Annotated in this window: 21 protein-coding genes; 8 read left to right on the top strand and 13 right to left on the bottom strand. The window is 61.5% G+C overall.

The features are described 5' to 3' along the window. Positions 1-27: 27 nt before the first annotated feature. The 9 genes from LC298_RS05945 to LC298_RS05905 form a co-directional block, all read right to left on the bottom strand. Positions 28-1,524 (bottom strand): replicative DNA helicase, encoded by a 1,497-nt coding sequence (locus tag LC298_RS05945; protein WP_131568177.1) that lies wholly within the window; start codon positions 1,522-1,524, stop codon positions 28-30. 177 nt (positions 1,525-1,701) lie between these two features. Beyond that, entirely contained in the window at positions 1,702-2,961 is a 1,260-nt protein-coding gene (locus tag LC298_RS05940) for an SAM-dependent methyltransferase (RefSeq protein ID WP_131568179.1), read from the bottom strand. Positions 2,962-3,073: 112 nt separating this feature from the next. Continuing rightward, on the bottom strand, positions 3,074-3,691 hold the full coding sequence (gene rplI / locus LC298_RS05935; protein WP_131568181.1) for a 50S ribosomal protein L9: 618 nt from the start codon (positions 3,689-3,691) through the stop codon (positions 3,074-3,076). A 12-nt stretch (positions 3,692-3,703) separates the two neighbouring features. After that, positions 3,704-4,687 (bottom strand): DUF2232 domain-containing protein, encoded by a 984-nt coding sequence (locus LC298_RS05930; RefSeq protein WP_131568183.1) that lies wholly within the window; start codon positions 4,685-4,687, stop codon positions 3,704-3,706. Between the two features lie 143 nt (positions 4,688-4,830). After that, positions 4,831-5,079 carry a 30S ribosomal protein S18 gene (rpsR, locus tag LC298_RS05925; RefSeq protein WP_131568185.1) on the bottom strand — a complete coding sequence of 83 codons (249 nt, stop codon included), beginning with the start codon at positions 5,077-5,079 and terminating at the stop codon, positions 4,831-4,833. Beyond that, on the bottom strand, positions 5,079-5,504 hold the full coding sequence (gene rpsF, locus LC298_RS05920) for a 30S ribosomal protein S6 (protein ID WP_131568187.1): 426 nt from the start codon (positions 5,502-5,504) through the stop codon (positions 5,079-5,081). The genes rpsR and rpsF overlap by 1 nt, the downstream gene beginning before the upstream one ends. Positions 5,505-5,745: 241 nt before the next feature. Next, positions 5,746-6,678 carry a calcium/sodium antiporter gene (locus tag LC298_RS05915; RefSeq protein WP_131568189.1) on the bottom strand — a complete coding sequence of 311 codons (933 nt, stop codon included), beginning with the start codon at positions 6,676-6,678 and terminating at the stop codon, positions 5,746-5,748. Between the two features lie 13 nt (positions 6,679-6,691). Next, complete coding sequence (locus LC298_RS05910) at positions 6,692-6,985, bottom strand: hypothetical protein (RefSeq protein ID WP_131568191.1); 294 nt, start codon at positions 6,983-6,985, stop codon at positions 6,692-6,694. A gap of 134 nt (positions 6,986-7,119) precedes the next feature. Beyond that, on the bottom strand, positions 7,120-8,769 hold the full coding sequence (locus tag LC298_RS05905) for an FAD-binding dehydrogenase (RefSeq protein WP_131568193.1): 1,650 nt from the start codon (positions 8,767-8,769) through the stop codon (positions 7,120-7,122). A 135-nt stretch (positions 8,770-8,904) separates the two neighbouring features. Between LC298_RS05905 and fabD the strand changes: the two genes are divergently transcribed. The 8 genes from fabD to queF all read left to right on the top strand — a co-directional run bounded on the left by fabD (position 8,905) and on the right by queF (position 15,820). Then, complete coding sequence (gene fabD / locus LC298_RS05900) at positions 8,905-9,852, top strand: ACP S-malonyltransferase (protein WP_131568195.1); 948 nt, start codon at positions 8,905-8,907, stop codon at positions 9,850-9,852. A gap of 59 nt (positions 9,853-9,911) precedes the next feature. Next, complete coding sequence (gene fabG / locus LC298_RS05895) at positions 9,912-10,649, top strand: 3-oxoacyl-[acyl-carrier-protein] reductase (RefSeq protein WP_131568197.1); 738 nt, start codon at positions 9,912-9,914, stop codon at positions 10,647-10,649. A 121-nt stretch (positions 10,650-10,770) separates the two neighbouring features. Continuing rightward, the gene (locus LC298_RS05890) at positions 10,771-11,007 is read left to right on the top strand and encodes an acyl carrier protein (protein WP_131568199.1); all 237 of its coding nucleotides are present in this window, start codon (positions 10,771-10,773) and stop codon (positions 11,005-11,007) included. A 54-nt stretch (positions 11,008-11,061) separates the two neighbouring features. Further along, positions 11,062-12,324, top strand: a complete 1,263-nt coding sequence (gene fabF / locus LC298_RS05885; RefSeq protein WP_199223267.1) for a beta-ketoacyl-ACP synthase II — start codon at positions 11,062-11,064, stop codon at positions 12,322-12,324. A 154-nt stretch (positions 12,325-12,478) separates the two neighbouring features. Continuing rightward, the gene (mltG, locus tag LC298_RS05880) at positions 12,479-13,672 is read left to right on the top strand and encodes an endolytic transglycosylase MltG (RefSeq protein WP_131568203.1); all 1,194 of its coding nucleotides are present in this window, start codon (positions 12,479-12,481) and stop codon (positions 13,670-13,672) included. Between the two features lie 40 nt (positions 13,673-13,712). Further along, positions 13,713-14,600 carry a YicC/YloC family endoribonuclease gene (locus LC298_RS05875; protein ID WP_131568205.1) on the top strand — a complete coding sequence of 296 codons (888 nt, stop codon included), beginning with the start codon at positions 13,713-13,715 and terminating at the stop codon, positions 14,598-14,600. 21 nt (positions 14,601-14,621) lie between these two features. Next, entirely contained in the window at positions 14,622-15,281 is a 660-nt protein-coding gene (gmk, locus tag LC298_RS05870; RefSeq protein WP_131568207.1) for a guanylate kinase, read from the top strand. Between the two features lie 77 nt (positions 15,282-15,358). Further along, entirely contained in the window at positions 15,359-15,820 is a 462-nt protein-coding gene (queF, locus tag LC298_RS05865) for a preQ(1) synthase (protein ID WP_131568209.1), read from the top strand. A 31-nt stretch (positions 15,821-15,851) separates the two neighbouring features. Here the strand turns inward: queF and rsmA are convergent, their stop codons facing one another. The 4 genes from rsmA to LC298_RS05845 form a co-directional block, all read right to left on the bottom strand. Further along, positions 15,852-16,700: a 16S rRNA (adenine(1518)-N(6)/adenine(1519)-N(6))-dimethyltransferase RsmA gene (rsmA, locus tag LC298_RS05860; RefSeq protein ID WP_131568211.1), complete on the bottom strand. Its 849-nt coding sequence runs from the start codon at positions 16,698-16,700 to the stop codon at positions 15,852-15,854. Further along, on the bottom strand, positions 16,697-17,716 hold the full coding sequence (gene pdxA, locus LC298_RS05855) for a 4-hydroxythreonine-4-phosphate dehydrogenase PdxA (protein ID WP_131568213.1): 1,020 nt from the start codon (positions 17,714-17,716) through the stop codon (positions 16,697-16,699). The genes rsmA and pdxA overlap by 4 nt, the downstream gene beginning before the upstream one ends. 35 nt (positions 17,717-17,751) lie before the next feature. Beyond that, the gene (locus LC298_RS05850) at positions 17,752-18,681 is read right to left on the bottom strand and encodes a SurA N-terminal domain-containing protein (protein ID WP_131568215.1); all 930 of its coding nucleotides are present in this window, start codon (positions 18,679-18,681) and stop codon (positions 17,752-17,754) included. 129 nt (positions 18,682-18,810) lie between these two features. Beyond that, positions 18,811-21,078: an LPS-assembly protein LptD gene (locus tag LC298_RS05845; RefSeq protein ID WP_223385563.1), complete on the bottom strand. Its 2,268-nt coding sequence runs from the start codon at positions 21,076-21,078 to the stop codon at positions 18,811-18,813. Positions 21,079-21,087: the final 9 nt, after the last annotated feature.

Below are 21,087 nucleotides of genomic sequence, written 5' to 3'. Positions count from 1 at the left end.
CTTGGCGGACTTCACGTGGCCGCGCGGTTACTCGAACCGTTCCGGCAGGCGATCATCAAAGGCGAGATCGGCGAAACGGGTGAATTCGGCCTGGAAGGCGAGCGGTACGGTGCCGGTCGGGCCGTGGCGCTGCTTGGCGATGATAACCTCGGCCTTTCCGGTCACCTCCGCCAGATCGGTTTCCCATTGGATGTATTCCTCGGTGCCGGGCTTCGGCTCCTTGTTCTTGAGGTAGTACTCTTCACGGTAAACGAACAGCACCACGTCCGCGTCCTGTTCGATCGAACCCGATTCGCGCAAGTCCGAGAGCTGCGGACGCTTGTCATCGCGGCTTTCCACCTGGCGGGAGAGCTGCGAGAGTGCGATAATCGGTACGTTCAGTTCCTTTCCGAGCGCTTTCAGCCCGGTGGTGATCTCGGTGATCTCCTGCACCCGGTTCTGCGATGCCCTCGCGCTGGAGCCGGTCATCAGCTGAATGTAGTCGACCACCATCACATCCAGTCCGCGCTGACGTTTCAGACGCCGCGCGCGCGCGGCAAGCTGCGCAATCGAGATGCCGCCTGTCTGGTCGATATAAAGCGGTAGTTTCTGCATCATGTTCGAGCAGGCGACAAGCTTCTCGAAATCGGCCTCGGTAATCTCGCCGCGTCGGATCTTCGAGGAGGAGATTTCGGTCTGCTCGGAAATGATACGGGTTGCGAGCTGCTCTGACGACATCTCGAGCGAGTAGAACCCGACCACCCCGCCATCGACCGCCTTGACCGTTCCGTCGGCCTGTTGCTCGCCGCGATACGCGTTGGCGATGTTGAAGGCGAGATTCGTTGCAAGCGATGTCTTTCCCATTCCGGGGCGGCCCGCGAGGATGATCAGGTCCGAAGGCTGCAATCCTCCCATCCGGGCATCGAGCGAATGCAGGCCGCTCGAAATGCCGGACAGGTGTCCGTCGCGCTGAAAGGCGGCGTTCGCCATGTCAACGGCGATTCGCACGGCCTCCGTGAAGGGCTGGAAACCACCGTCATAGCGGCCTGTTTCGGCCAGTTCGAACAGCCTTCGCTCGGCGTCCTCGATCTGCGCGCTCGGCCCCATTTCCACTGGTGCGTCGTAGGCGATGTTGACCATGTCCTCGCCAATGCCGATCAGCGCGCGCCGCGTGGCGAGATCGTAGATGGCCCGGCCGTAATCTTCCGCGTTGATGATGGTGACAGCTTCGGCGGCGAGACGCGCCAAGTACTGTGCCACCGTGATGTCACCGAGCTTCTCTTCAGCCGGCAGAAACGTCTTGATCGTCACCGGGTTTGAAATCTTGCCCATGCGGATCTGGTCCGCCGCGACCGCATAGATTTGCCGGTGCAGCGGTTCGTAGAAATGCTCCGGTTTCAGGAAGTCCGAGACGCGGTAGAACGCGTCGTTGTTGATGAGAATAGCGCCCAGCAACGCCTGTTCCGCCTCAATATTATTCGGCGCTTCGCGATAGAGTTCGCCACCCTTTTTGTCGTCATCAAATTTGAGGGCTGCGTCAGCCATTACGGTCTCCTGGTTCGGGGCCCACCTATAGCCCCCGGGTCCTCCGGCGACAGTCCCGCAAATGTCGCACCCGGCAACAAAACACCCTTCGCACCCGTGATTCACAGCCGGTGCATAACCCGCAAAAAAAGTTTTTATTCGCTTGACGAGTTATATGATTCGCGACGGGTCTGGCGATTATTCCGCCGCCTTCATCCCGTGTGCTCCGGCGATGCCTTCCCGATCGAAATCGGTGATGTATTGGCGGGTCCGCGGGATTGCCAGTTTGTCGCGCGCGAATTGCACCTGGAACACTACCATGTCCTGATAGCGGAAGGCCGCCTCAGACGCAGCGAGATAAAACTCCCACATCCGCGCGAATCGGTCGTCGTACAGTCTTACGGCTTCGTCGCGTCGCGCCATGAAGCGTTCGCGCCAGTGCTTCAGAGTTTCCGCATAGTGGTCCGTTAGCACCTCTACGTCGGTCACGTGCAATCCGGACGGTTCGGCCGCCTGCATGATTTCGGAAAGGGCGGGTATGTATCCGCCGGGAAAGATGTGGCGTCTGATGAAGGCGGACGTCACGCCTGGCGGGCCTGTCCGGCCGATCGTATGGAGCAGCATCACGCCCTTATCACAAAGCAGGGAACGGGACTTGCGGAAGAACTCGGCATAATGATTGACGCCGACATGCTCGAACATGCCGACCGAGACGATCCGGTCGAACGGGCCCGCGACATCTCGGTAATCCATCAGATCAAATTGAACATGCTCGGAAAGGCCGGAAGTTTTCGCGCGTTGGCGAGAAAGCGCCAGCTGCTCGTCCGACAAGGTAACGCCGCGCACAAGCGCGCCATGGTCGCGTGCGAGCGTCAGCCCCAAACCGCCCCAACCCGATCCGATATCCAGGACCTTCATTCCCGGCTTCAGCAGCAGTTTTGCGGCGATGTGACGCTTCTTCGCCTCCTGTGCAGCGTCCAGCGTAAGATCCGGATCGGAGAAGTAGGCGCAGGAATACTGCCGGTCCTCGTCGAGAAAGAGATCGTACAATGCCCGCGAGAGGTCGTAGTGCCTCTTAGCGTTTGCCCGCGCGCGGGGCTTGGGATTGAACTGGTGCAGGCGGCGGACGAAATACCGCAGCCTGTCAGCCGAAAACAGCGGGTGCGGCTGGAAGCCGGGTTGCGGGGGTCTGGCGGTATAGATCAGTTTCAGCAGGGTCGCCGGATCGCCGTCCCGAAAGATCAGCTCGCCATCCATATAGGCTTCAGCAACCCCTGGGTCGGGAGACAGCGCAATTCGCCAGAGAACGGGCCATGACGTGACCTCGACGTGGACACTTTCGCCATTGCCCTTTCCATAAGAACGGGTTTTCCCGTCCGGATATGTCACGGAGAGTCGGCCCTGGATATCCTGATCGTCCAGGTAGCGATTCAGTATCGTAAGCACTGTCGAAGGCATCGGTTTCGTCCAACAGTCTGATACAATTGGATAAAACTTTGGGCCGAAGAGTCAAGACGGCTCCGGAAACGATCCGGAGCCGTGGTTTAGCGGGAACTGAATGAGCGTCGCGTCAGGCCTGCTCTTCAGCCTCCTCGTCGTCTGCTTTTTCGGGGCCGGAGGCGCCTTCCTCGAAGAACTCCTCGGCTTCCGGATCGTAGGTCTGCAACTGTGCGTCTTCGTCGACACCATAGATTGCCTCGGCGGAGCTCAAATCCTCGCCGGCAGCCTGACGTTCGGCTTCGTCTGATGAACGAGCGACGTTCAATGTGATTTTGGTTTCGACTTCCGGATGCAGCACGATTTCGATTTCATGCAGGCCGATTGCCTTGATCGGATTTTTTAGGTCGACTTGGTTGCGCGAAACATCGAACCCCTCGCCGGTGAGAATGTCGGCGATATCACGAGTGGACACTGATCCGTAGAGCTGGCCGGTCTCGCCGGCGGAGCGCACCACGACAATGGTCTTTCCGTTGAGGCGCTCGGCGATCTCGGAAGCTGCCGACTTGCGCTCGGCGTTGCGGGCTTCGATCTGGGCGCGTTCCGCCTCGAAACGCGTACGGTTGGCGGCGTTAGCGCGAAGCGCACGGCCAGTGGGCAGCAGGTAGTTGCGCGCGAAGCCGTCCTTGACGGCAACTTCGTCGCCAATCTGACCAAGGCGGGCGATGCGCTCGAGTAGAATGACTTGCATGTCGGGTTCCTTTCAGTCGATGTTTGATGCGGATGAAGATGATTGAGGCGAGCCCGGCGACAGCGGGACATGACGGCCGGTCCCGAATATTCCGGCGATGAAAAAGAACACCGCGACGAAGGCGATAAAGGCGACGCCGACATACGCGAGAACGAGGATCGCCGTGCGTCCGGCGGTGCCGCGCGTGCGCTGATGCAGCATCGCGAAACCTGCGAGCGTAAATCCGGCTGCCAACGCCCCGGCGAAGCTGCTTGCGGCGTGTCCTATGCCTCCCGGCGCGAAACTTACAAGGATGGCTGCAAGGAAAGCGAATGTGGCCGTGCGTGGCATGCGCAACGCCACTGGCCAGTCGTCCTTCGGACGCCTCGTCAGGCCGGAACGGCGGGCGACCGCGAGCGCAAGATAGATCGAGGCGGTCAGCGTCAACATCCACATGAAGGGCTGAGCCACCGGAATGGCGGCCTCGATGAAGTTCTGAAGGCTCGTGACGCCTTCCGGGGTGAACGCCACCTCAGGATTCGCCTGCTTGAAACGGTTGATGAGCTCGTCTGCGAGTTCCGCCGCCATCTCCGGTCCGAACCCGACCATAAAGCCGAGAACGACATACGCTAGGCCGGTGAGAAGGGAGACGGCCAGGAGAACGTCAGCCAGTGGATACCAAGCGATCTTGCCCCGCGGGCCTCCGATTTCCTCGGCAGGCCGGGCGAGATTCAGCCAGAAGGCGCTGGCGCAGGCCGGCACTGCGATGGAGAGCGCGACAAGCGTCGCAACAGTGCCGCCTGCGGTCAGGAGCGTCGCGACGATTGCGACGGTTGCGCCGACGAGGGCAGCGTTCAGGCCGAAGCCAAGTCCGGCGATCATCAGCGGCACGGGCGAAATGAAGTAGAGCAGCGCGGCAAGCGGCGTTCCGCTGGACAAGCCGAGACACAGCAACGCCGTGGCCGCCCCGGCGAGCGCGCCCCTTCCGCCTGTTTCTGGTGTCAGTCTGGATGCCATTTCTCTCGCTGTCCTGCTGCTTCAGCAGTTAGAGGCACGATGTCCGGCGCCCCAACTCGGAATTTTCGTATTGAAGGCACTCCGCGCCCGACGCGGCTGCCGAGATGCCAGCCGGGGCGGGAATGCCGCCCCGGCCAAGCCGATTATTTTACAACGTAGGGCAGCAGGCCCAGGAAACGCGCGCGCTTGATGGCTTTTGCAAGCTCGCGCTGCTTCTTCTGGCTTACTGCAGTGATGCGGGACGGAACGATCTTGCCGCGCTCGGAAATGTAGCGCTGCAGAAGACGGATGTCCTTGTAATCGATCGCCGGAGCATTGGCCCCGGAGAAGGGGCAGGTCTTGCGGCGGCGATGGAACGGACGGCGCGTCGGAATCTGGTTGATGTCGACCATTACTTGTCTCCTTCGCGGTTCTCGTCACGGTCGCGGCGCGGACGATCGTGATCACGGCGCGGGCGATCTTCGCGATCACCCCGGCGCGGACGGTCGTCTCGGTCGTTGCGACGCATCATTGCGGACGGACCCTCTTCCAGTTCGTCGACGCGGATGGTCATGTAACGCAGGACGTCTTCGTGAATTCGCATCTGGCGTTCCATCTCCTGCACGGCGTCCGCCGGCGCATCGATGTTCAGCAGGGCGAAATGCGCCTTGCGGTTCTTGTTGATGCGGTACTGAAGTGACTTGATACCCCAGCTTTCCACCTTTTCGACCTTGCCGCCACGCTCTTCGAGGACGCCCTTGAAGTGAGTGACAAGCTCTTCTGCCTGCTGGGACGAGATGTCCTGACGCGCAAGCAGCACGTGCTCGTAATAAGCCATTGATTCTTGCCTTTCGTTCTCTGTTCACTGCCGCTCAGCGGCTAAGCCTCTGCGACAGTCCCGAACCTCCGGAAGAGGGAGAGAAAGGCGCTTCGAACTTGACGGGTCGAGAGCGGAGACACCGGAGGCGCAAGTCGAATGAGACCTGACAATGGCCATAGCCATTCCTCCGTTCAGCCCCCAGCTGACCGGCAGTGGGCGTGCTTATACAGATTTCCGCTTTGTCCGCAAGCCTTCCCCGTCAGCTGGCGAACAGCATCACCAGATAGGCGCCGTAGGCACCGAGGAACAGGAGACCCACAATCCGTCCGATGGACCTGCCGAACGACAGGAGCATGGCGAACATCACGCTGACCACCAACATCACCGGCGCGTCGAATTCGCGAAAGTTGTTGCTTGCGCTGACGGGCGCGACGACGGCGGTTATGCCGAGAATGCCGAAAATGTTGAAAATGTTGGACCCGACAATATTGCCGATGGCGATGTCGGAGTGGCGCCGGACCGCGGCGATCACCGAGGTTGCAAGTTCGGGAAGGCTCGTGCCGACGGCGACGATCGTCAGGCCGATCACGGCTTCAGATATGCCAAAGGTCCGAGCGATGCCGACGGCGCCGTTCACCAGTGCCTCGGCGCCGGCAAAAAGGAATATGAAGCCCGCGAGGATGCAAAATACTGTCTTCCGACGGCTGATTTCGGGGAAAGGGTGGAACTGCAGCGCTTGTCCCGCTTTCCGATCGGCCCAGTAGGCGTAGCCGACATAGGCGGCCAGGACCGCGAGCAGCGCAACCCCGGCGGTCGCGCCAATGACATCGGACTGCACCAGAGCCAGAGTGGCGAGGCCCGCGGCGACCATCACGATTGCATCCCGTTTCACCGCGCCGTCCCATCGCACCATCGGCGAAACCATCGCCGAGACCGCGATGATGAGCAGGATGTTCGCGATATTGGAGCCAACCACGTTTCCAAGCGCGATATCGGCCCGGCCTTCCATGGCGGCCCGCAGGGAAACAAGCAGTTCGGGCATCGACGTGCCGAACCCCACGACGGTCAGAGAGATCAAGAGGGTCGGCATTCCCATGCGCGATGCCAGCGCCACAGCACCGCGTACCAGCCATTCGCCGCCTGCGAAAAGAGCGACGAGCCCGGTAGCCACCAGGATAATATCAGACAGCATCTTTTGCTCCGGCTCAGTTGTTCTCGGGGTCGCGTTCGGCCGAGATGGTCATCACGAGAACCTTCCAGCACAGGTAAAGGGCCGGTGCACCAAGGATCGCGATCAGAACCAGGAAGCCGGTCAGCGCAAGATGTAGATAACCGCCGATTGCCCATACCGCCGCAACCGCGACGATACAGATCTGACTCGCTAGGAACAGGAACAACCCGCCTATGCCGATTACGACGTGGAAACTGAGGGGGACTTTTTCCGGACGGATGTCGGGCGGGGAGGGGGAGTGGAGTTGAGGGGCCGCTGGATGCGACATGATCGATACTCGGTCCAGCCACCATGCGGGGCTGTGCGAAATGACAGGTCGGTCTGCGCCGAGAATTTTTCAAGCGTCGCCGAGTCGTGCCGGAGAAAATATTTTCGGAAGGCCGGACGGTTTGCCCCTACTGTTCAGGCGGCCGCCCGCCCGGCAGCCCTGCCTGAAAAGATGCAACCCCCAAGAAACGTTCCTTCCAGCGCGTTGTACCCGTGATACCCGCCGCCGCCGAAGCCGGCCGCTTCGCCCGCCGCGTAGAGGCCCGGCACCGGTTCGCCTTTCGCATCGAGCACCTGCGATGAGAGATTGGTGTGCAGGCCGCCAAGCGTCTTCCGGGTGATGATGTGGAGCCGAACGGCAATAAGGGGCCCATTTGCGGGATCGAGAAACCGGTGCGGTTTCGCCGTGCGGATCAGTTTGTCGCCGAGATAATTTCGCGCCGCGTGGATCGCCATGATCTGGGCATCCTTAGAGAAAGGATTGCGGATTTGCGCATCACGGGCTTCGATCTGGGCGCGTATCTTTCCGGCGTCGAGCTCGTTTCCTCCGGTCAGGTGATTCATGCCCTCGACAAGTGCGTCCAAGTCATTGCGTACAATGAAATCCTCGCCGTGCTGCTTGAAAGCCTCGACTGCGGCCGTGGCTCCCTTGCCGAGCCGTGATTTCAGAACTTCCCTCCACCTGCCGGAGGTAAAGTCCGGGTTCTGTTCCGAACCGGAAAGCGCGAACTCCTTTTCGATCGTCTTTTGCGTCAGGATGAACCAGGAGTGGTCGTAACCGGTGGTGCGAAGGTGCTTGAGGGTCGACAGCGTGTCGAATCCGGGCAGGCAGGGCGCCGGCAGCCTGTTACCGAGGGCGTCGAACCATAGGGAAGACGGCCCGGGTAGAATGCGGATGCCGTGGTTGGGCCAGATCGGATCCCAGTTCTTCACACCTTCGGTGTAATGCCACATCCGGTCTTCGTTGATCGTTGCCGCGCCTGCGTCACGGGCAATACCGATCATCCGACCGTCGACATAATCCGGTACGCCTGCGATCATGTGGGAAGGTGGTTCTCCGAGGCGCTCGCGGGGCCACTTTCCCCGTACAAGATCGAAATTTCCGCCGATGCCCCCCGACGTCACGATAATATTGCCGGAATCGAACCGGAATTCGCCAATGGGGTCGCGATTGCTCTTTTGCCCACGCTCGACTCCTGCAGGGGAGAGGATTTCCCCGGAAACGCCGGAAGGGCGGCCGCCGTCTCGTTCTATGCGGGAGACCCGGTGGCGGAATGCGAAGGTGATCAGGCCGTCCGCCTCGCGTTCTCGCACCCGTCTGATGAAGGGTGCGAGAACGCCGGGTCCCGTGCCCCACGTAATGTGAAAGCGCGGCACGGAATTGCCGTGACCGTTCGCGAACGCGCCGCCTCGCTCAGCCCATCCGACGACCGGAAACCACTTCATGCCCATGTCCGAGAGCCACGGCCGCATTTCACCCGCGGCGAAATCGAGGTAGGCGTCCGCCCACTGCCTCGGCCAGTGATCCTCGGCACGGTCGAACTGCGCCGATCCCATCCAGTCGATCCGCGCCAGATCGATACCGTCACGGATGCGCATCCGCCGTTGCTCCGGGGTGTCGACCATGAAAAGGCCGCCAAGTGACCAGAATGCCTGGCCGCCCAAGGACTTCTCGCCTTCCTGATCGAGTACAATCACCTTCTTGCCACGGTCGCCGAGTTCCGCGGCCGCAGCGAGCCCAGCAAGGCCTGCTCCCACCACGATCGCATCGTACGATGTCCCCAATCCCGCCTCCCTGCCGTCTTAAGCGCGCCATGATACAAGGGGCGCGCCGCGTTGCAATCTTACGGCAGGTCAGGACTTGACAGGCGAAGCGCCATTTCCCAAACCGGCGCGACTTTCAACGCGGGGGCGCGCTCCATGTCGCTAGCATTCACGTTTCCCGGGCAGGGCAGCCAGGCCGTCGGCATGGGCAAGGATCTGGCGGAAGCCTTCCCGGAGGCCCGTGCCGTTTTCGAAGAGGTCGACGACGCGCTCGGTGAAAAATTCTCCGCGGTCATGTGGGACGGCCCGGAAGAAACGTTGACGCTGACCGCCAACGCACAGCCGGCCTTGATGGCGGTCTCGATGGCGGTCGTGCGGGTTCTGGAAAGCCAGGGCTTCGATCTTGGCCGGAAGGTTGCCTATGTTGCCGGTCATTCGCTTGGCGAATACTCGGCCCACTGTGCGGCAAGCACGCTTTCGCTCGCGGACACCGCTCGGCTCCTTCGTATTCGCGGAAATGCCATGCAGGCGGCCGTCCCCGTTGGCAAAGGCGCGATGGCGGCGATCATTGGTCTCGAGCATGACGCGGTTTCTTTCGTCTGCGAAGCAGCGGCCGGCGAAACCGGCGGCGTCTGTCAGATCGCAAACGACAATGGCGGCGGGCAATTGGTGATTTCCGGCGGCAAGGCGGCGGTCGAGCGCGCCGCCGAACTCGCGACCGAGAAAGGCGCGAAACGTGCATTGTTGCTGTCGGTATCGGCACCGTTTCATTCGGCTATGATGGCGCCGGCCGCGGACGTGATGCGTGAAGCCTTGGCCGATGTCCGCATCAACCCGCCGCGCGTTCCGGTGATCGCGAATGTCACGGTGGGGACTGTGGGCGAACCCGAGGACATCGCGGCGCGTCTGGTGGAGCAGGTGACCGGGCAGGTCCGGTGGCGGGAAACGATCGAGTGGTTCTCGGCAAATGGCGTGAATGAGGTCGCCGAGGTTGGCTCCGGCAAGGTCTTGACCGGTCTTGCCCGCCGCATAGACCGCGCCTTGGCCGGCGTTGCCATCAACACTCCCGCCGATATAGAAGCGTTTCTCCAGTCCCACGCCTGACGGCGCGAGGCCAAGCGCAAAGATCCCAGCCGACAAGACTGAGCCGGAAGGACAGCATCATGTTTGAACTCAATGGCCGCAAGGCGCTGGTGACCGGTGCGTCAGGAGGGATTGGCGAGGCGATCGCCCGGGTGCTGCATTCCCAGGGCGCCGTTGTCGGGCTTCACGGCACCCGCAGGGAAAAACTCGATGCGCTTTCCGGGGAACTCGGTGAGCGGGTCCATGTCTTTCCCGCCGATCTTTCGGATCGCGATGCCGTCAAGGCACTTGGAGAAGAGGCCGAAAGCACGCTGGAAGGCGTCGACATTCTCGTTAACAATGCAGGCATCACCCGAGACGGTCTCTTCGTGCGCATGTCCGATGACGATTGGGACGCGGTGCTCGAGGTCAATCTGACCGCGGTATTTCGCCTTACGCGGCAATTGGCTCATCCGATGATGCGTCGCCGCTTCGGCCGCATCATCAACATAACATCGGTGGTTGGCGTAACCGGCAATCCCGGCCAAGCCAACTATTGCGCCTCCAAGGCGGGCATGATCGGATTTTCCAAGTCCCTTGCCCAGGAGATCGCTAGCCGCAACGTCACCGTCAACTGCGTCGCCCCGGGTTTCATAGAAAGCGCGATGACCGAGAAACTCAATGAAAAGCAGAAAGAATCGATCATGAGCGCCATTCCCATGAAACGCATGGGGACGGGGCCCGAAGTCGCGTCATCGGTCGCATTTCTAGCAAGCGACGAAGCGGCCTACATGACCGGACAAACGCTCCATGTGAATGGCGGAATGGCCATGATCTGACCGATTTTCACGTTTCAGCCGGGAAAACAAAGTTGTCGCTATCTGTTTGTTGCGACTTGATTAGCCCGGGTTGTGAAGATAACCACGAACCGAAAAACTCTAAAGTCGAGGGATAACCGACATGAGCGACATCGCAGAACGCGTCAAAAAGATCGTTGTTGAACACTTGGGCGTTGACGCCGAAAAAGTCACCGAAAGCGCCAGCTTCATCGACGATTTGGGCGCAGACAGCCTTGATACAGTTGAACTTGTGATGGCGTTTGAAGAGGAGTTCGGGGTTGAAATCCCCGATGATGCTGCCGAGACCATTCTCACTGTTGGCGATGCTATCAAATACATTGAGAAAGCAAACGCTTAACAGGGAGCACTCGCCGGCTCACCCGCCGGCGTATCCAGGTGTAGCTTGATGAACATGCGACGCGTTGTCGTTACCGGCATCGGCATGGTTTCGCCCTTGGGCGCCAATGCCGACCATTCTTGGAAACGTTTGTTGGCGGGCGAGAGCGGCGCCGCGCGGATCGCTGAATTCGACGTCAGCGATCTCCCCGCCCAGATTGCCTGCCGCATTCCCGTTGGTGACGGTTCGAACGGTACGTTCAATGCCGACGACTGGTTGGAGCCGAAGGAGCAGCGCAAGGTCGATCCGTTCATCACCTACGCCATGGCCGCAGCCGACCAAGCGCTGGATGACGCCGACTGGCATCCCGAAAGCGATGAAGATCAGATCGCGACGGGTGTGCTCGTCGGATCGGGTATTGGCGGGATTGAGGGGATAGTCGAAGCCGGTTACACGCTGCGGGACCGCGGTCCGCGCCGGGTGTCGCCCTTCTTCATTCCCGGCCGGCTGATTAATCTTGCGGGCGGTCAGATCTCTATACGTCACAAGCTGCGCGGCCCCAACCACGCGGTCGTGACCGCCTGTTCCACCGGCGCCCATGCGATCGGCGACGCCAGCCGCCTCATTGCGCTCGGCGATGCGGACGTCATGGTGGCGGGCGGAACGGAATCGCCGATCAGCCGGATTTCCCTGGCGGGCTTTGCGGCATGCAAGGCGCTGTCGACGGAACGCAACGACGATCCGACCGCGGCATCCCGCCCCTATGACCGGGACCGTGACGGCTTCGTCATGGGCGAGGGCGCCGGCGTTGTCGTTCTCGAGGAGTTCGAACACGCAAAGGCGCGAGGCGCGAAAATCTATGGCGAGGTGATCGGCTACGGCCTTTCGGGGGATGCATATCACATCACCGCCCCCTCGGAGGACGGCGAAGGGGCGGAGCGCTGCATGAGGGCGGCGCTGAAGCGGGCCGGTATCGAAGCCTCGGAGATCGACTACATCAACGCCCATGGCACCTCGACAATGGCAGACACGATCGAGCTTGGAGCGGTGGAGCGGGTGGTTGGCAATGCCGCCGGAAAGATATCCATGTCGTCGACCAAGTCCTGTATCGGCCACCTGCTTGGCGCTGCCGGAGCGGTCGAGGCCATATTCTGTCTGCTTGCTATTCGCGACAACGTTGCGCCGCCGACGATCAATCTTGACAATCCCGATGTCGAGACGCCGATCGATCTTGTGCCGCACACAAAGCGTGAACGCGAGATCAACGTGGCATTGTCGAATTCCTTCGGATTTGGCGGGACGAACGCTTCGCTTGTTCTTCGGCGCCTCGGCGACTGAGCCGAGACGCATGTTTTTGCCACATTGAAGGGTAATCGGTCTTGGGGCCGAATGGCCGGGAGCGGGTTTTCGAATTCGGTTAATCGCGTGTCGGAGCGGCAATTCTCCCGTTGCCTTGCGTGACCGGATCGGGAGGCAGAAACAGGGATAAGATGTGAGTACGGACCACCATTTTGGACGCAAGCCCGCTTCCGCCGAAGAGGCCGGCGCGCCAGGGCGCGAGCGGATTATTCCCCAGTCGCCCAGCCAGGCATTGCGGCCGGGGCCGGCGCTCGGGCCGCCTCCGAAACGCCGTGCAAGGGCTGCCCGGAACCGAATCGTGGTTTTTTTCAACTTCCTCCTGTCGCTGGTGACCTTGTCACTGATCGCCGTCGGCGGCGCGCTCTATTATGGCAAGGTCCGCTTTGAAGAGGAGGGGCCCACCACCACCGCTGTAACCCATACCATCCGGTCCGGCGCGGGCATGACCCAGATCGCGACCAGCCTGGAAAGCCGGAACATCATTTCCGATGCCCGGATCTTCCAGCTCGGCGTCCGGTTTTACGGCCGTGACGGCGAGCTGAAGGCCGGTGAGTACGAATTCAAGGCAGGGGCCTCGATGAAGGATGTCATGGACGTCCTCGTAAGTGGACGGGCAATTCTCCACCCGCTGACTGTCGTGGAAGGCACCACGGTTGCGCAAGCGCTGCAGCGCGTGGCGGAGAATGAGGTGCTGGTCGGCGAGATGCCTGAGGAACTGCCCCCGGAGGGCATGCTCGTCGCCGACACGCAGAAATTTTCTCGCGGCACGACACGAGCGGAGATTGTCCGGACGATGGAAGCGCAGCAGCGCGCAATTGTCGAGGAGATCTGGGCAAATCGCAGACCGGACCTCCCTATCGAGGATATCAACGAATTCGTCACGCTGGCATCCATCGTCGAGAAGGAAACAGGTGTCCCCAACGAACGCTCCCGCGTTGCTGGCGTGTTCGTGAACCGTCTTCGCAAGGGGATGCGCCTTCAGTCCGATCCGACCATTCTTTACGGCCTGTTCGGCGGCGAGGGCAAACCGGCGGAGAGGCCCATTTACCGCTCGGACATCGACAAGGTGACACCCTACAACACCTATCAGATCGACGGCTTGCCCCCCGGGCCGATCGCCATACCGGGACGCGCGGCGCTGGAGGCGGTGGCCAATCCCTCCGTGACCGACGAGCTGTATTTCGTAGCTGACGGCTCCGGTGGCCACGTCTTCGCCAAGACGCTCGATGAGCACAACGAGAATGTGCGCCGGTGGCGCGAGATCGAGAAGCGGCGGGCCGAAGAGGCGCAGCAACAGCCGGCCGAAGAACAGGCGGGGCAAAACTGACTGGCGTCCGAAGCGCCTTTGCCGGCGAGAGGGGATTTCGATGAGCGGCGTTCAGAGCATGACCGGTTTTGCGAGCGCCTCACGCCGCCTGAAGGGTTTTTCGCTGATCTGCGACATTCGATCCGTCAACAACAAGGGGCTTGATGTCCGCCTACGCATTCCGGCCGGGCTCGAAGCTCTGGAATTGCCGATAAAAAAACGGATCTCCACCGCCCTTGCGCGCGGCAGCATTCAGCTATTCCTTAATGTTTCCCCCGACGAGGACGCCGCGTCCACCCGCATCGACGAAGCGCTTTTTATGTCGCTGGCCGATGCGGGAAAAAGGCTGGCAGAGGAGGCCGGCATCGCGCCGCCCACCGCGGACGGCCTTCTTTCCGTGCGCGGCGTCGTGACGGACGAAGACGGCGCGGCAAAGCTCGATCCGGAGGCCAACGCAGAGGATGTGATAAGTGCGGTCGACGAGGCGCTCGCAACGCTGGTGGAAGCGCGTTCGGGCGAGGGGCGGGCCCTGCAAGCCGTCCTTGCGGGGCAGATCGATGCGATCGCGGCGCTGACGGAGCGCGCTGCGGCTGATCCCGGCAGCGATCCATCTGTGATCCATCAACGGCTGCGAGCCGATGTGGCGGCGCTTCTGCAGGACGAGAGCGGTATCGAACCGGCACGGCTCCACGCTGAAGCGGCGCTACTCGCGACAAAGGCGGACATTCGCGAGGAGATTGACCGACTGGCAGCACATGTGTCCGCTGCACGCAATTTGTTGAAGGCCGGAGGGCCGATCGGCCGAAAACTTGATTTCCTGGCGCAAGAGTTTAACCGCGAAGCCAACACGGTTTGCTCCAAGGCTGCATCGGCGTCGTTGACGGCCATCGGTCTGGAGCTCAAGGCCGTGATCGATCAATTCAGGGAGCAGGTGCAGAACCTGCAATAGTCGCTGTTGCGCGAGGTCGGCATGTCTGAAGAGGGGAAACTTCCGTCGCAGCGGATACAGCGGCGGGGACTGATGCTGGTGTTGTCGTCGCCGTCCGGCGCCGGCAAGTCGACGATCGCAAGAAACCTGCTTGAGCAGGACCACGGACTGGAACTTTCCGTCAGCGTGACCACGCGCTCGCGGCGCCCCAGCGAGATCGACGGCGTTCATTACCACTTCATTACGCGCCGCGAATTCGACCGGATGCGGGACACGGACGCCCTCCTCGAGTGGGCGGAGGTGCACGGCAATTTCTACGGCTCTCCGCGTGAACCGGTCGAAGCTGCGATGGCCGAGGGCAGGGACATTCTCTTCGACATCGACTGGCAGGGAGCGCAACAATTGGGTGAACGGATGCGCGTCGACGTCGTATCGATTTTTATCCTCCCCCCTTCGATGGCGGAGCTGAAATCGCGGCTCCACCGCCGCGCCGAGGACAATGAGGAGACGATCGCGCGTCGTTTGAAGAACGCGGCCGAGGAAATCGAGCAGTGGCGGTCGTATGATTACGTGATCGTCAATGACGATCTGAATCGCGCCTTCGACGCCGTACGCGCCATCGTTAAGGCCGAACGCCTGCGCCGCGACCGGCGGCCGGGGCTTTTTGACTTCGTGAGCGAGCTTCTCGCGGAAAAGACGTAGTATTCGGGCTGATTGGTGCGACGACGCGGAACGCCCGTCTCTCCATTACCCGTTTCGCAACAGCAGGAGCCGTGGAAATGACCGACGGAACCGATCAGCTATCCCAGTTGGGCAAACCGGTATCCACGCCGGACGCACCCGAACAAGCGCAGTTGGAACGCGTGGAAAATCCCCACCCAGACACCGACTATGTCGCGCGCTTCACCGTGCCGGAGTTTACGTCGGTTTGTCCGGTAACGGGGCAGCCGGACTTCGCGCACCTTGTACTGGATTACGTGCCGGACCGGTGGCTGGTTGAATCGAAGTCGTTGAAGCTGTTCCTGACCTCGTTCCGCAACCATGGTGCGTTCCACGAGGACTGCACTGTCCACATTGGCCGAAAGCTTGTTGAGCTTCTAGAGCCACGCTGGTTCAGAATCGGCGGTTACTGGTATCCGCGCGGGGGCATTCCGATCGACGTTTTCTGGCAACACGGAAAGCTGCCGGAGGGGGTCTGGGCGCCCGACCAAGGCGTAGCGCCATATCGCGGCAGAGGCTAGGTTCCGGGGTAAGATGAATTGACGCTGGCCGTCAGAGGGAGTTAGCGAGCCGGCAGAATTCATCGATCGTAAGCGTTTCGGCGCGCCGGGTGCCGTCGATTCCCGCCTTGTCCAGAAGCGTTGCGCCGCCCAGCGGTTTCAGGCTTTGGCGCAGCATCTTGCGGCGTTGACCAAAGGCGTGCCGGGTTACACGCGAGATCGCCTCCGCGCGCGCATTCAGCGGTTCCCGTCGAGGCTCGAGATGCACGACAGACGATGTCACCTTGGGCGGAGGCCAGAAGGCCTGCGGCGGCACGTCGAACGCGATGCTCGCGTGCGTGCGCCACCCGCTCAGAACACCGAGGCGTCCATAGGCGCTGTGGCCGGGCGCGGCAACAATCCGCTCCGCCACCTCGCGCTGAAACATCAGCGTCAGCGAGTCGTAATAGGGCGGCCACGGCTCCGCTTCCAGCCAGCCAGTCAGCAGTTCCGTGCCGACATTGTAAGGTAGGTTCGCGACGATCCGCGTTGGCACGGTAGAGGCGAGGGCCTCGAAATCCGTTGTGAGTGCATCTCCCTGAACGATCTCGAGGCGACCGGGATAATGCGCCGCGATCTGAGCGAGTGCGGGGAGGCAGCGTTCATCCCGCTCGATCGCGATCACGCGCTTCGCACCGTGCGTCAGCAGGGCGCGTGTGAGTCCGCCTGGTCCCGGGCCGACTTCGATCACGGTGTACCTACCAAGATCCCCTGCTGTTCGGGCAATCCGTCCCGTCAGGTTGAGATCGAGCAGAAAGTTCTGTCCAAGCGACTTTCTTGCGGCCAGACCGTGCTCTTCGATCACCGCGCGCAACGGCGGCAGACCGTCCGCGGCAAGCTCCGTGACCGGCCTTCGGCTCACGCTGACTTGGCTCTCGTGCTGTGAGAGGCCATCCTTGCTGCCATCCGTATTGCGGCAATCATGCTGTCAGGCGCTGCGTCGCCACTGCCTGCCAGATCAAAGGCTGTACCGTGATCGGGGGACGTGCGTATGAACGGCAGTCCGAGTGTGACATTGACGCTGTCATCGAAGCCGAGGGCCTTTGCGGGTATCAGCGCCTGATCATGATACATGCATATGGCGACATCGTACTGGGCCCGCGCGCGGTCGTGAAACATGGTGTCGGCCGAAAGTGGTCCTTTCGCCGCAATTCCCGATCGCTGAAGAGCTTCTATCGCGGGAAGAATGATCGCGCCGTCCTCGGCCCCGAGCGCTCCCCCTTCACCGGCGTGGGGGTTAAGGCCAGCGACCGCGAGACGGGGGGCGGGGATCCCGAAGCGTTCCCTCAGGTCGTGGTCGGCAATTCGGCATGTCTCGACGATCAGCCCGGTAGTAAGCTGACTCGGCACTACCGAGAGCGGGATGTGGATCGTGACCGGGATCGTTCGCAATTTAGGCCCGGCCAGCATCATTACCGGCGTCACTTCGCGGCCGGTGGAGCGAGCGGCCAGTTCAGCAAGATATTCGGTATGACCGGGATGACGGAACCCTGCGTCATAGAGCGGTTTCTTGGCTATCGGCGCGGTAACGAGCGCAGACGCGCGGCCTTCCAGGACGTCGGTGACCGCGCGGTCTATGGATTCGATCGTGCCCTGCGCATTGTCCGGGTCCGGCGAACCGGTCGCCCGCGAAAACGAATGTGTCAGGCGCACCACCGGAAGCGCGCGCCGGAAACATTCGGAGGCATCCGACGGCGTGCAGGATTCAATCCGAATGTCGGCCTTGAGCGCATCGGCGCGCGCGCGCAAGTGATCCGGATCGGCGAGAACATAGAACTCGGGAAGGCCGGCATGCTGGCGGCGTCGCCAGGCTTCCATAATGACGTCAGGACCTATCCCTGCGGGATCACCGATCGTCAGCGCCAGCGGAAGATGCATTCGCGTTGTCACAAGCCAAGGTTCGACAGCAGGCTTCAACGCCGCTCGATGCGTGCGTTCTTGCGCAATTCTTCCAGAAGCTTCGCACCCCGATCACCGCCGGACTCCTCAAGGTCCTTGGTCGAGAACTCGAGTTGGGCCACACGGTCGTCGGAAACTGAGCGCGCTTCGCAGACAATGATAAACTCGACACCATTTTCGGTATCTTGAACCCGGGTCGTTTGTCCGCTCCGCAGGCCCGCGATGTCTTTTTTCCAGCGCTCGGGAAGCCGCAATTCCAGCACGCGGCCGAGATCGCGGACGGTCACGTCGCGCAACTGCTTGGCCAGGTCGATCGTTCCATCGCAGCCGTTGACGCGGCCACGCATGTTGTTGGCCTCGGTGCGCCGCCGCTTGAGGTCTCCCTTCCGCGACTGCGGAACGACGAAGATAACCTGTTGAAGCGTATATTCGGTCGAGGTCGGCTTGTTGCCGCCCTGCTCGAGCATCTTGGCGACGACCTCCTGCTCGCTCATCAAATTGCCGGATCCGCGCGATTGCGCCCCTACAACTTGGGACCAGCCGATCTGGAGACGGATGAATTCCTTGAAGTGTCTGGGTGTAACGCCCGCTTGGTGAAGAATCTGGGTCAGCTGGCTGATTGAGAGTTTGTTTGTGCTCGCGAAGTTCGCATAAGCGGCGTCCACCTGGCTGTCGGGTATGCGGTAGCCGGCCTGCTCCACCGCGCTCCGCTTGAGCGCCTCCTCGATCAGTTCGTCCGTGGCGATCTGCCGTACGTTGCCGCTGCGGCGCTGGAGCTTGAGAAATGCCGAACGCCTCGCGATATCGTAGGAGGTGACCGCTTGATCGTTGACCACGACCTTGATTTCCGTCGCTCGCGCTTCCTGCTGGAGCGCGGCGAGGCCGGTGCCCGCGGTGAGAACAAACGCCAGAAGAGTGGCCCTTAGTCGGTTTCGTTGGTTCATCTTGCCAGCCCCGAATGTCATGTCCTACCCGTTGTGTTTTCGGCCGACAAGGCGACAGCCCTGACCGGCGATTGACGCCAATGCCCGACATGTTGGGCGAAAGCGTGACTTTGCGCGCTGCCAGGATCTTTAGAAATCGGTGCCAGCGCTGCCGAAATCGCCGAGCGTGCGCAGCGAGATCCGGAAGGCAAACGAATTGGATTGGACCTCGCTGTTGTCACGGGACTGGTCGAACCGCAACGTGAGTGAGAAACACTCGTCATCATAGGCCAATCCGATGCCGTTCCTCGAGAACCTGTCGTTGACGATGTCGTAGGTAGCCCCACCGAACGCCTGCCAGTTCTCGCCGAAGCGCACCGAGGCCCGTGTCGTGACCTCGTGCCGGTCGGCCGCAAAGCCGTAAGTCGGCTGAGCCTGAACGAAGGCGTATTCGGCGCCTGCGGTAAATCTGCCCGTGTGGATTTCGGCTTCGGTCTCGGTGCGGCGGTTCTCGAATGTCGTCTCGTCAAACCGCGCCCGCACCGCGGCACGCAGCCAGTTGTTGTAGGAGGCGCCGAACATGCCGACAAAATCAGACTGATCCGTCTCGAGGCCTGATTCTGCGCCCACGTTCAGGAGGTCGGGCGCGGCAAACGGGTTTTCGCCTCCGAGATTGTATGATTGCCCGACGGTGCCGAACAGCGTCCAGCCGTTGTTGAAGGTGCCAGTATAGCGCAGGCCAACATTGGCGCGGTGTCCACCCTCGATCCGGTCGTAACCGGAAAACTTGTCCCGTTCGAAAAGCGTCGTTGTGTCGAACACGAAGCTTTGCGCATCCTCATTCGGCAATTTGCCGCTCCCGGTTTCATCAGGGCGCGCAAAAACCTGTGCGATGGGCTCTAGCACGTGAACCGAACTGGTCGAGGAGAACAGGATTGGCCAGCGTACCTCCATCCCGGCGGTCACCATGGAGCGATAGAAGGTATCGTCGCTGGTAAGCGCCGCGCCCGTCGCGGAGTAGGACGGGAACGTCGACGTATCGAGGAAATTGGCATCAGCCTGAGCCGCAAGAATCGGCGTGAGAGCCACTCCGTTTGGCGCGATATAGGTTCGCCGCCATTCTGCCTCTGTCGTGATCCTCCCGTTCTCGCCCCGCAGACCTCGAGTCGCGAAGTTAGAGTCGGCGGGATTACCGCGCTGGTCCGCAATATCGCGAGAAATGCCGCGGGCGTTCACGTTGAAGGCAAGTTCGCCGCCGGCAACGGGTCGCGACGTCACCGCATTATAGTCGATGCTGGGCAACACCCATGGCTGCTGCGCGTCACGGCCAGCGCCGTCGGGATCGGATTCCTGGACGTCGAACTGCATGACCCGCGCATCGAAGAAGTTTCGATCCCCGAGGCCGGTCAGATAGACCTCGTTTTGCTGCACCAGATCGGAAAAGCCGGTGATGTCGTAGGTCCGTGAGAAATTCTTGTCGGTTTGCGCCAGCACGTCCCACCCGAAAGTCCAGCGAGGATTGATCTTAAACTTGCCGGTAGTGCCGATCATGGCGCGGTTGACGTGGGTGCTGTCCTGCGTGATTGGGTCGAAGGCTTCCGGCGTGAGCTGATGAATACCGGCGGCAGTGATGGTGTAGAGGCCATTCTCCGTCCGGTGCCGGAAGGTCGCCTCGCCGAGGCCGCCCTGCCTGGTGAAACCCGTGCCGGTCAGCTTGAGGTCGTAATTTGGCGCGAGCGCGATGAAATACGGGATCGCCAGCCCGAATCCCAGTTCCTGCGAGTAGCGCACCCCGGGCATCAGAAAGCCGGTCTTGCGCTTCACTGTCGGGTCGGCAGTCGTGAACACGGGAAGGTATGCGATCGGCATCCCGAAGAACTCGAAAGAGGCCTTCTCGAAACGGATCGTCTTCTCTTCGCCGTTCCATATGACGCGCTGGGCCTTGATCTGCCACAGCGGCGGCTTTTCGGGTCGCTCCCGGCACGGCTCACATGCGGTGTAGACACCATGGCCGAACGTCGTCGTGGTACCGCCCTCGCGCACCGCGTTTTCGGCGGCGATGTATGTCTTGTCCGGCGTCACGATGCGAAGTGCGTTCACGAATCCGTCGGCGAAATCCTCGGTGACATCGATCTCGTCAGCAAAGACACGCGTTCCGTCCGGCTGGACGATCTCGACATTTCCGATCGCTACCATGCGCGCCGTGCGCTGATTGTAGATGACCCGCCGTGCGACCAGGCGGGTTCCGCCGTAGTCGAGCTGGACATCGCCAACGGCCGCGACCGATTCGCGGTCCCGGTCATACACAAGTTCGTCGGCCTGCAGCAGAAGCGGCGATTCGTCCTGTACGCGGGTCAGGCCTGCAACAGATTCGGTCGTCTGGGCGAACGCCGGGACGCCGGCCGCCAAACCTGCCAAGACACCCGC

The sequence above is a fragment of the Oricola cellulosilytica genome, from assembly GCF_019966575.1.
GTDB classification, from domain to species: Bacteria; Pseudomonadota; Alphaproteobacteria; order Rhizobiales; family Rhizobiaceae; genus Oricola; species Oricola cellulosilytica.
Note: the sequence above shows the minus strand (reverse complement) of the source record. Positions and strands in the feature narration are given on the sequence as shown.

Bases quoted from the DNA above. Each gene is read 5' to 3' on its own strand.
- LC298_RS05945 (WP_131568177.1), bottom strand. From the start codon at position 1,524: ATGGCTGACGCAGCCCTCAAATTTGATGACGACAAAAAGGGTGGCGAA.
- LC298_RS05940 (WP_131568179.1), bottom strand. From the start codon at position 2,961: ATGCCTTCGACAGTGCTTACGATACTGAATCGCTACCTGGACGATCAG.
- rplI (WP_131568181.1), bottom strand. From the start codon at position 3,691: ATGCAAGTCATTCTACTCGAGCGCATCGCCCGCCTTGGTCAGATTGGC.
- LC298_RS05930 (WP_131568183.1), bottom strand. From the start codon at position 4,687: ATGGCATCCAGACTGACACCAGAAACAGGCGGAAGGGGCGCGCTCGCC.
- rpsR (WP_131568185.1), bottom strand. From the start codon at position 5,079: ATGGTCGACATCAACCAGATTCCGACGCGCCGTCCGTTCCATCGCCGC.
- rpsF (WP_131568187.1), bottom strand. From the start codon at position 5,504: ATGGCTTATTACGAGCACGTGCTGCTTGCGCGTCAGGACATCTCGTCC.
- LC298_RS05915 (WP_131568189.1), bottom strand. From the start codon at position 6,678: ATGCTGTCTGATATTATCCTGGTGGCTACCGGGCTCGTCGCTCTTTTC.
- LC298_RS05910 (WP_131568191.1), bottom strand. From the start codon at position 6,985: ATGTCGCATCCAGCGGCCCCTCAACTCCACTCCCCCTCCCCGCCCGAC.
- fabD (WP_131568195.1), top strand. From the start codon at position 8,905: ATGTCGCTAGCATTCACGTTTCCCGGGCAGGGCAGCCAGGCCGTCGGC.
- fabG (WP_131568197.1), top strand. From the start codon at position 9,912: ATGTTTGAACTCAATGGCCGCAAGGCGCTGGTGACCGGTGCGTCAGGA.
- LC298_RS05890 (WP_131568199.1), top strand. From the start codon at position 10,771: ATGAGCGACATCGCAGAACGCGTCAAAAAGATCGTTGTTGAACACTTG.
- fabF (WP_199223267.1), top strand. From the start codon at position 11,062: ATGCGACGCGTTGTCGTTACCGGCATCGGCATGGTTTCGCCCTTGGGC.
- LC298_RS05875 (WP_131568205.1), top strand. From the start codon at position 13,713: ATGAGCGGCGTTCAGAGCATGACCGGTTTTGCGAGCGCCTCACGCCGC.
- gmk (WP_131568207.1), top strand. From the start codon at position 14,622: ATGTCTGAAGAGGGGAAACTTCCGTCGCAGCGGATACAGCGGCGGGGA.
- queF (WP_131568209.1), top strand. From the start codon at position 15,359: ATGACCGACGGAACCGATCAGCTATCCCAGTTGGGCAAACCGGTATCC.
- pdxA (WP_131568213.1), bottom strand. From the start codon at position 17,716: ATGCATCTTCCGCTGGCGCTGACGATCGGTGATCCCGCAGGGATAGGT.
- LC298_RS05850 (WP_131568215.1), bottom strand. From the start codon at position 18,681: ATGAACCAACGAAACCGACTAAGGGCCACTCTTCTGGCGTTTGTTCTC.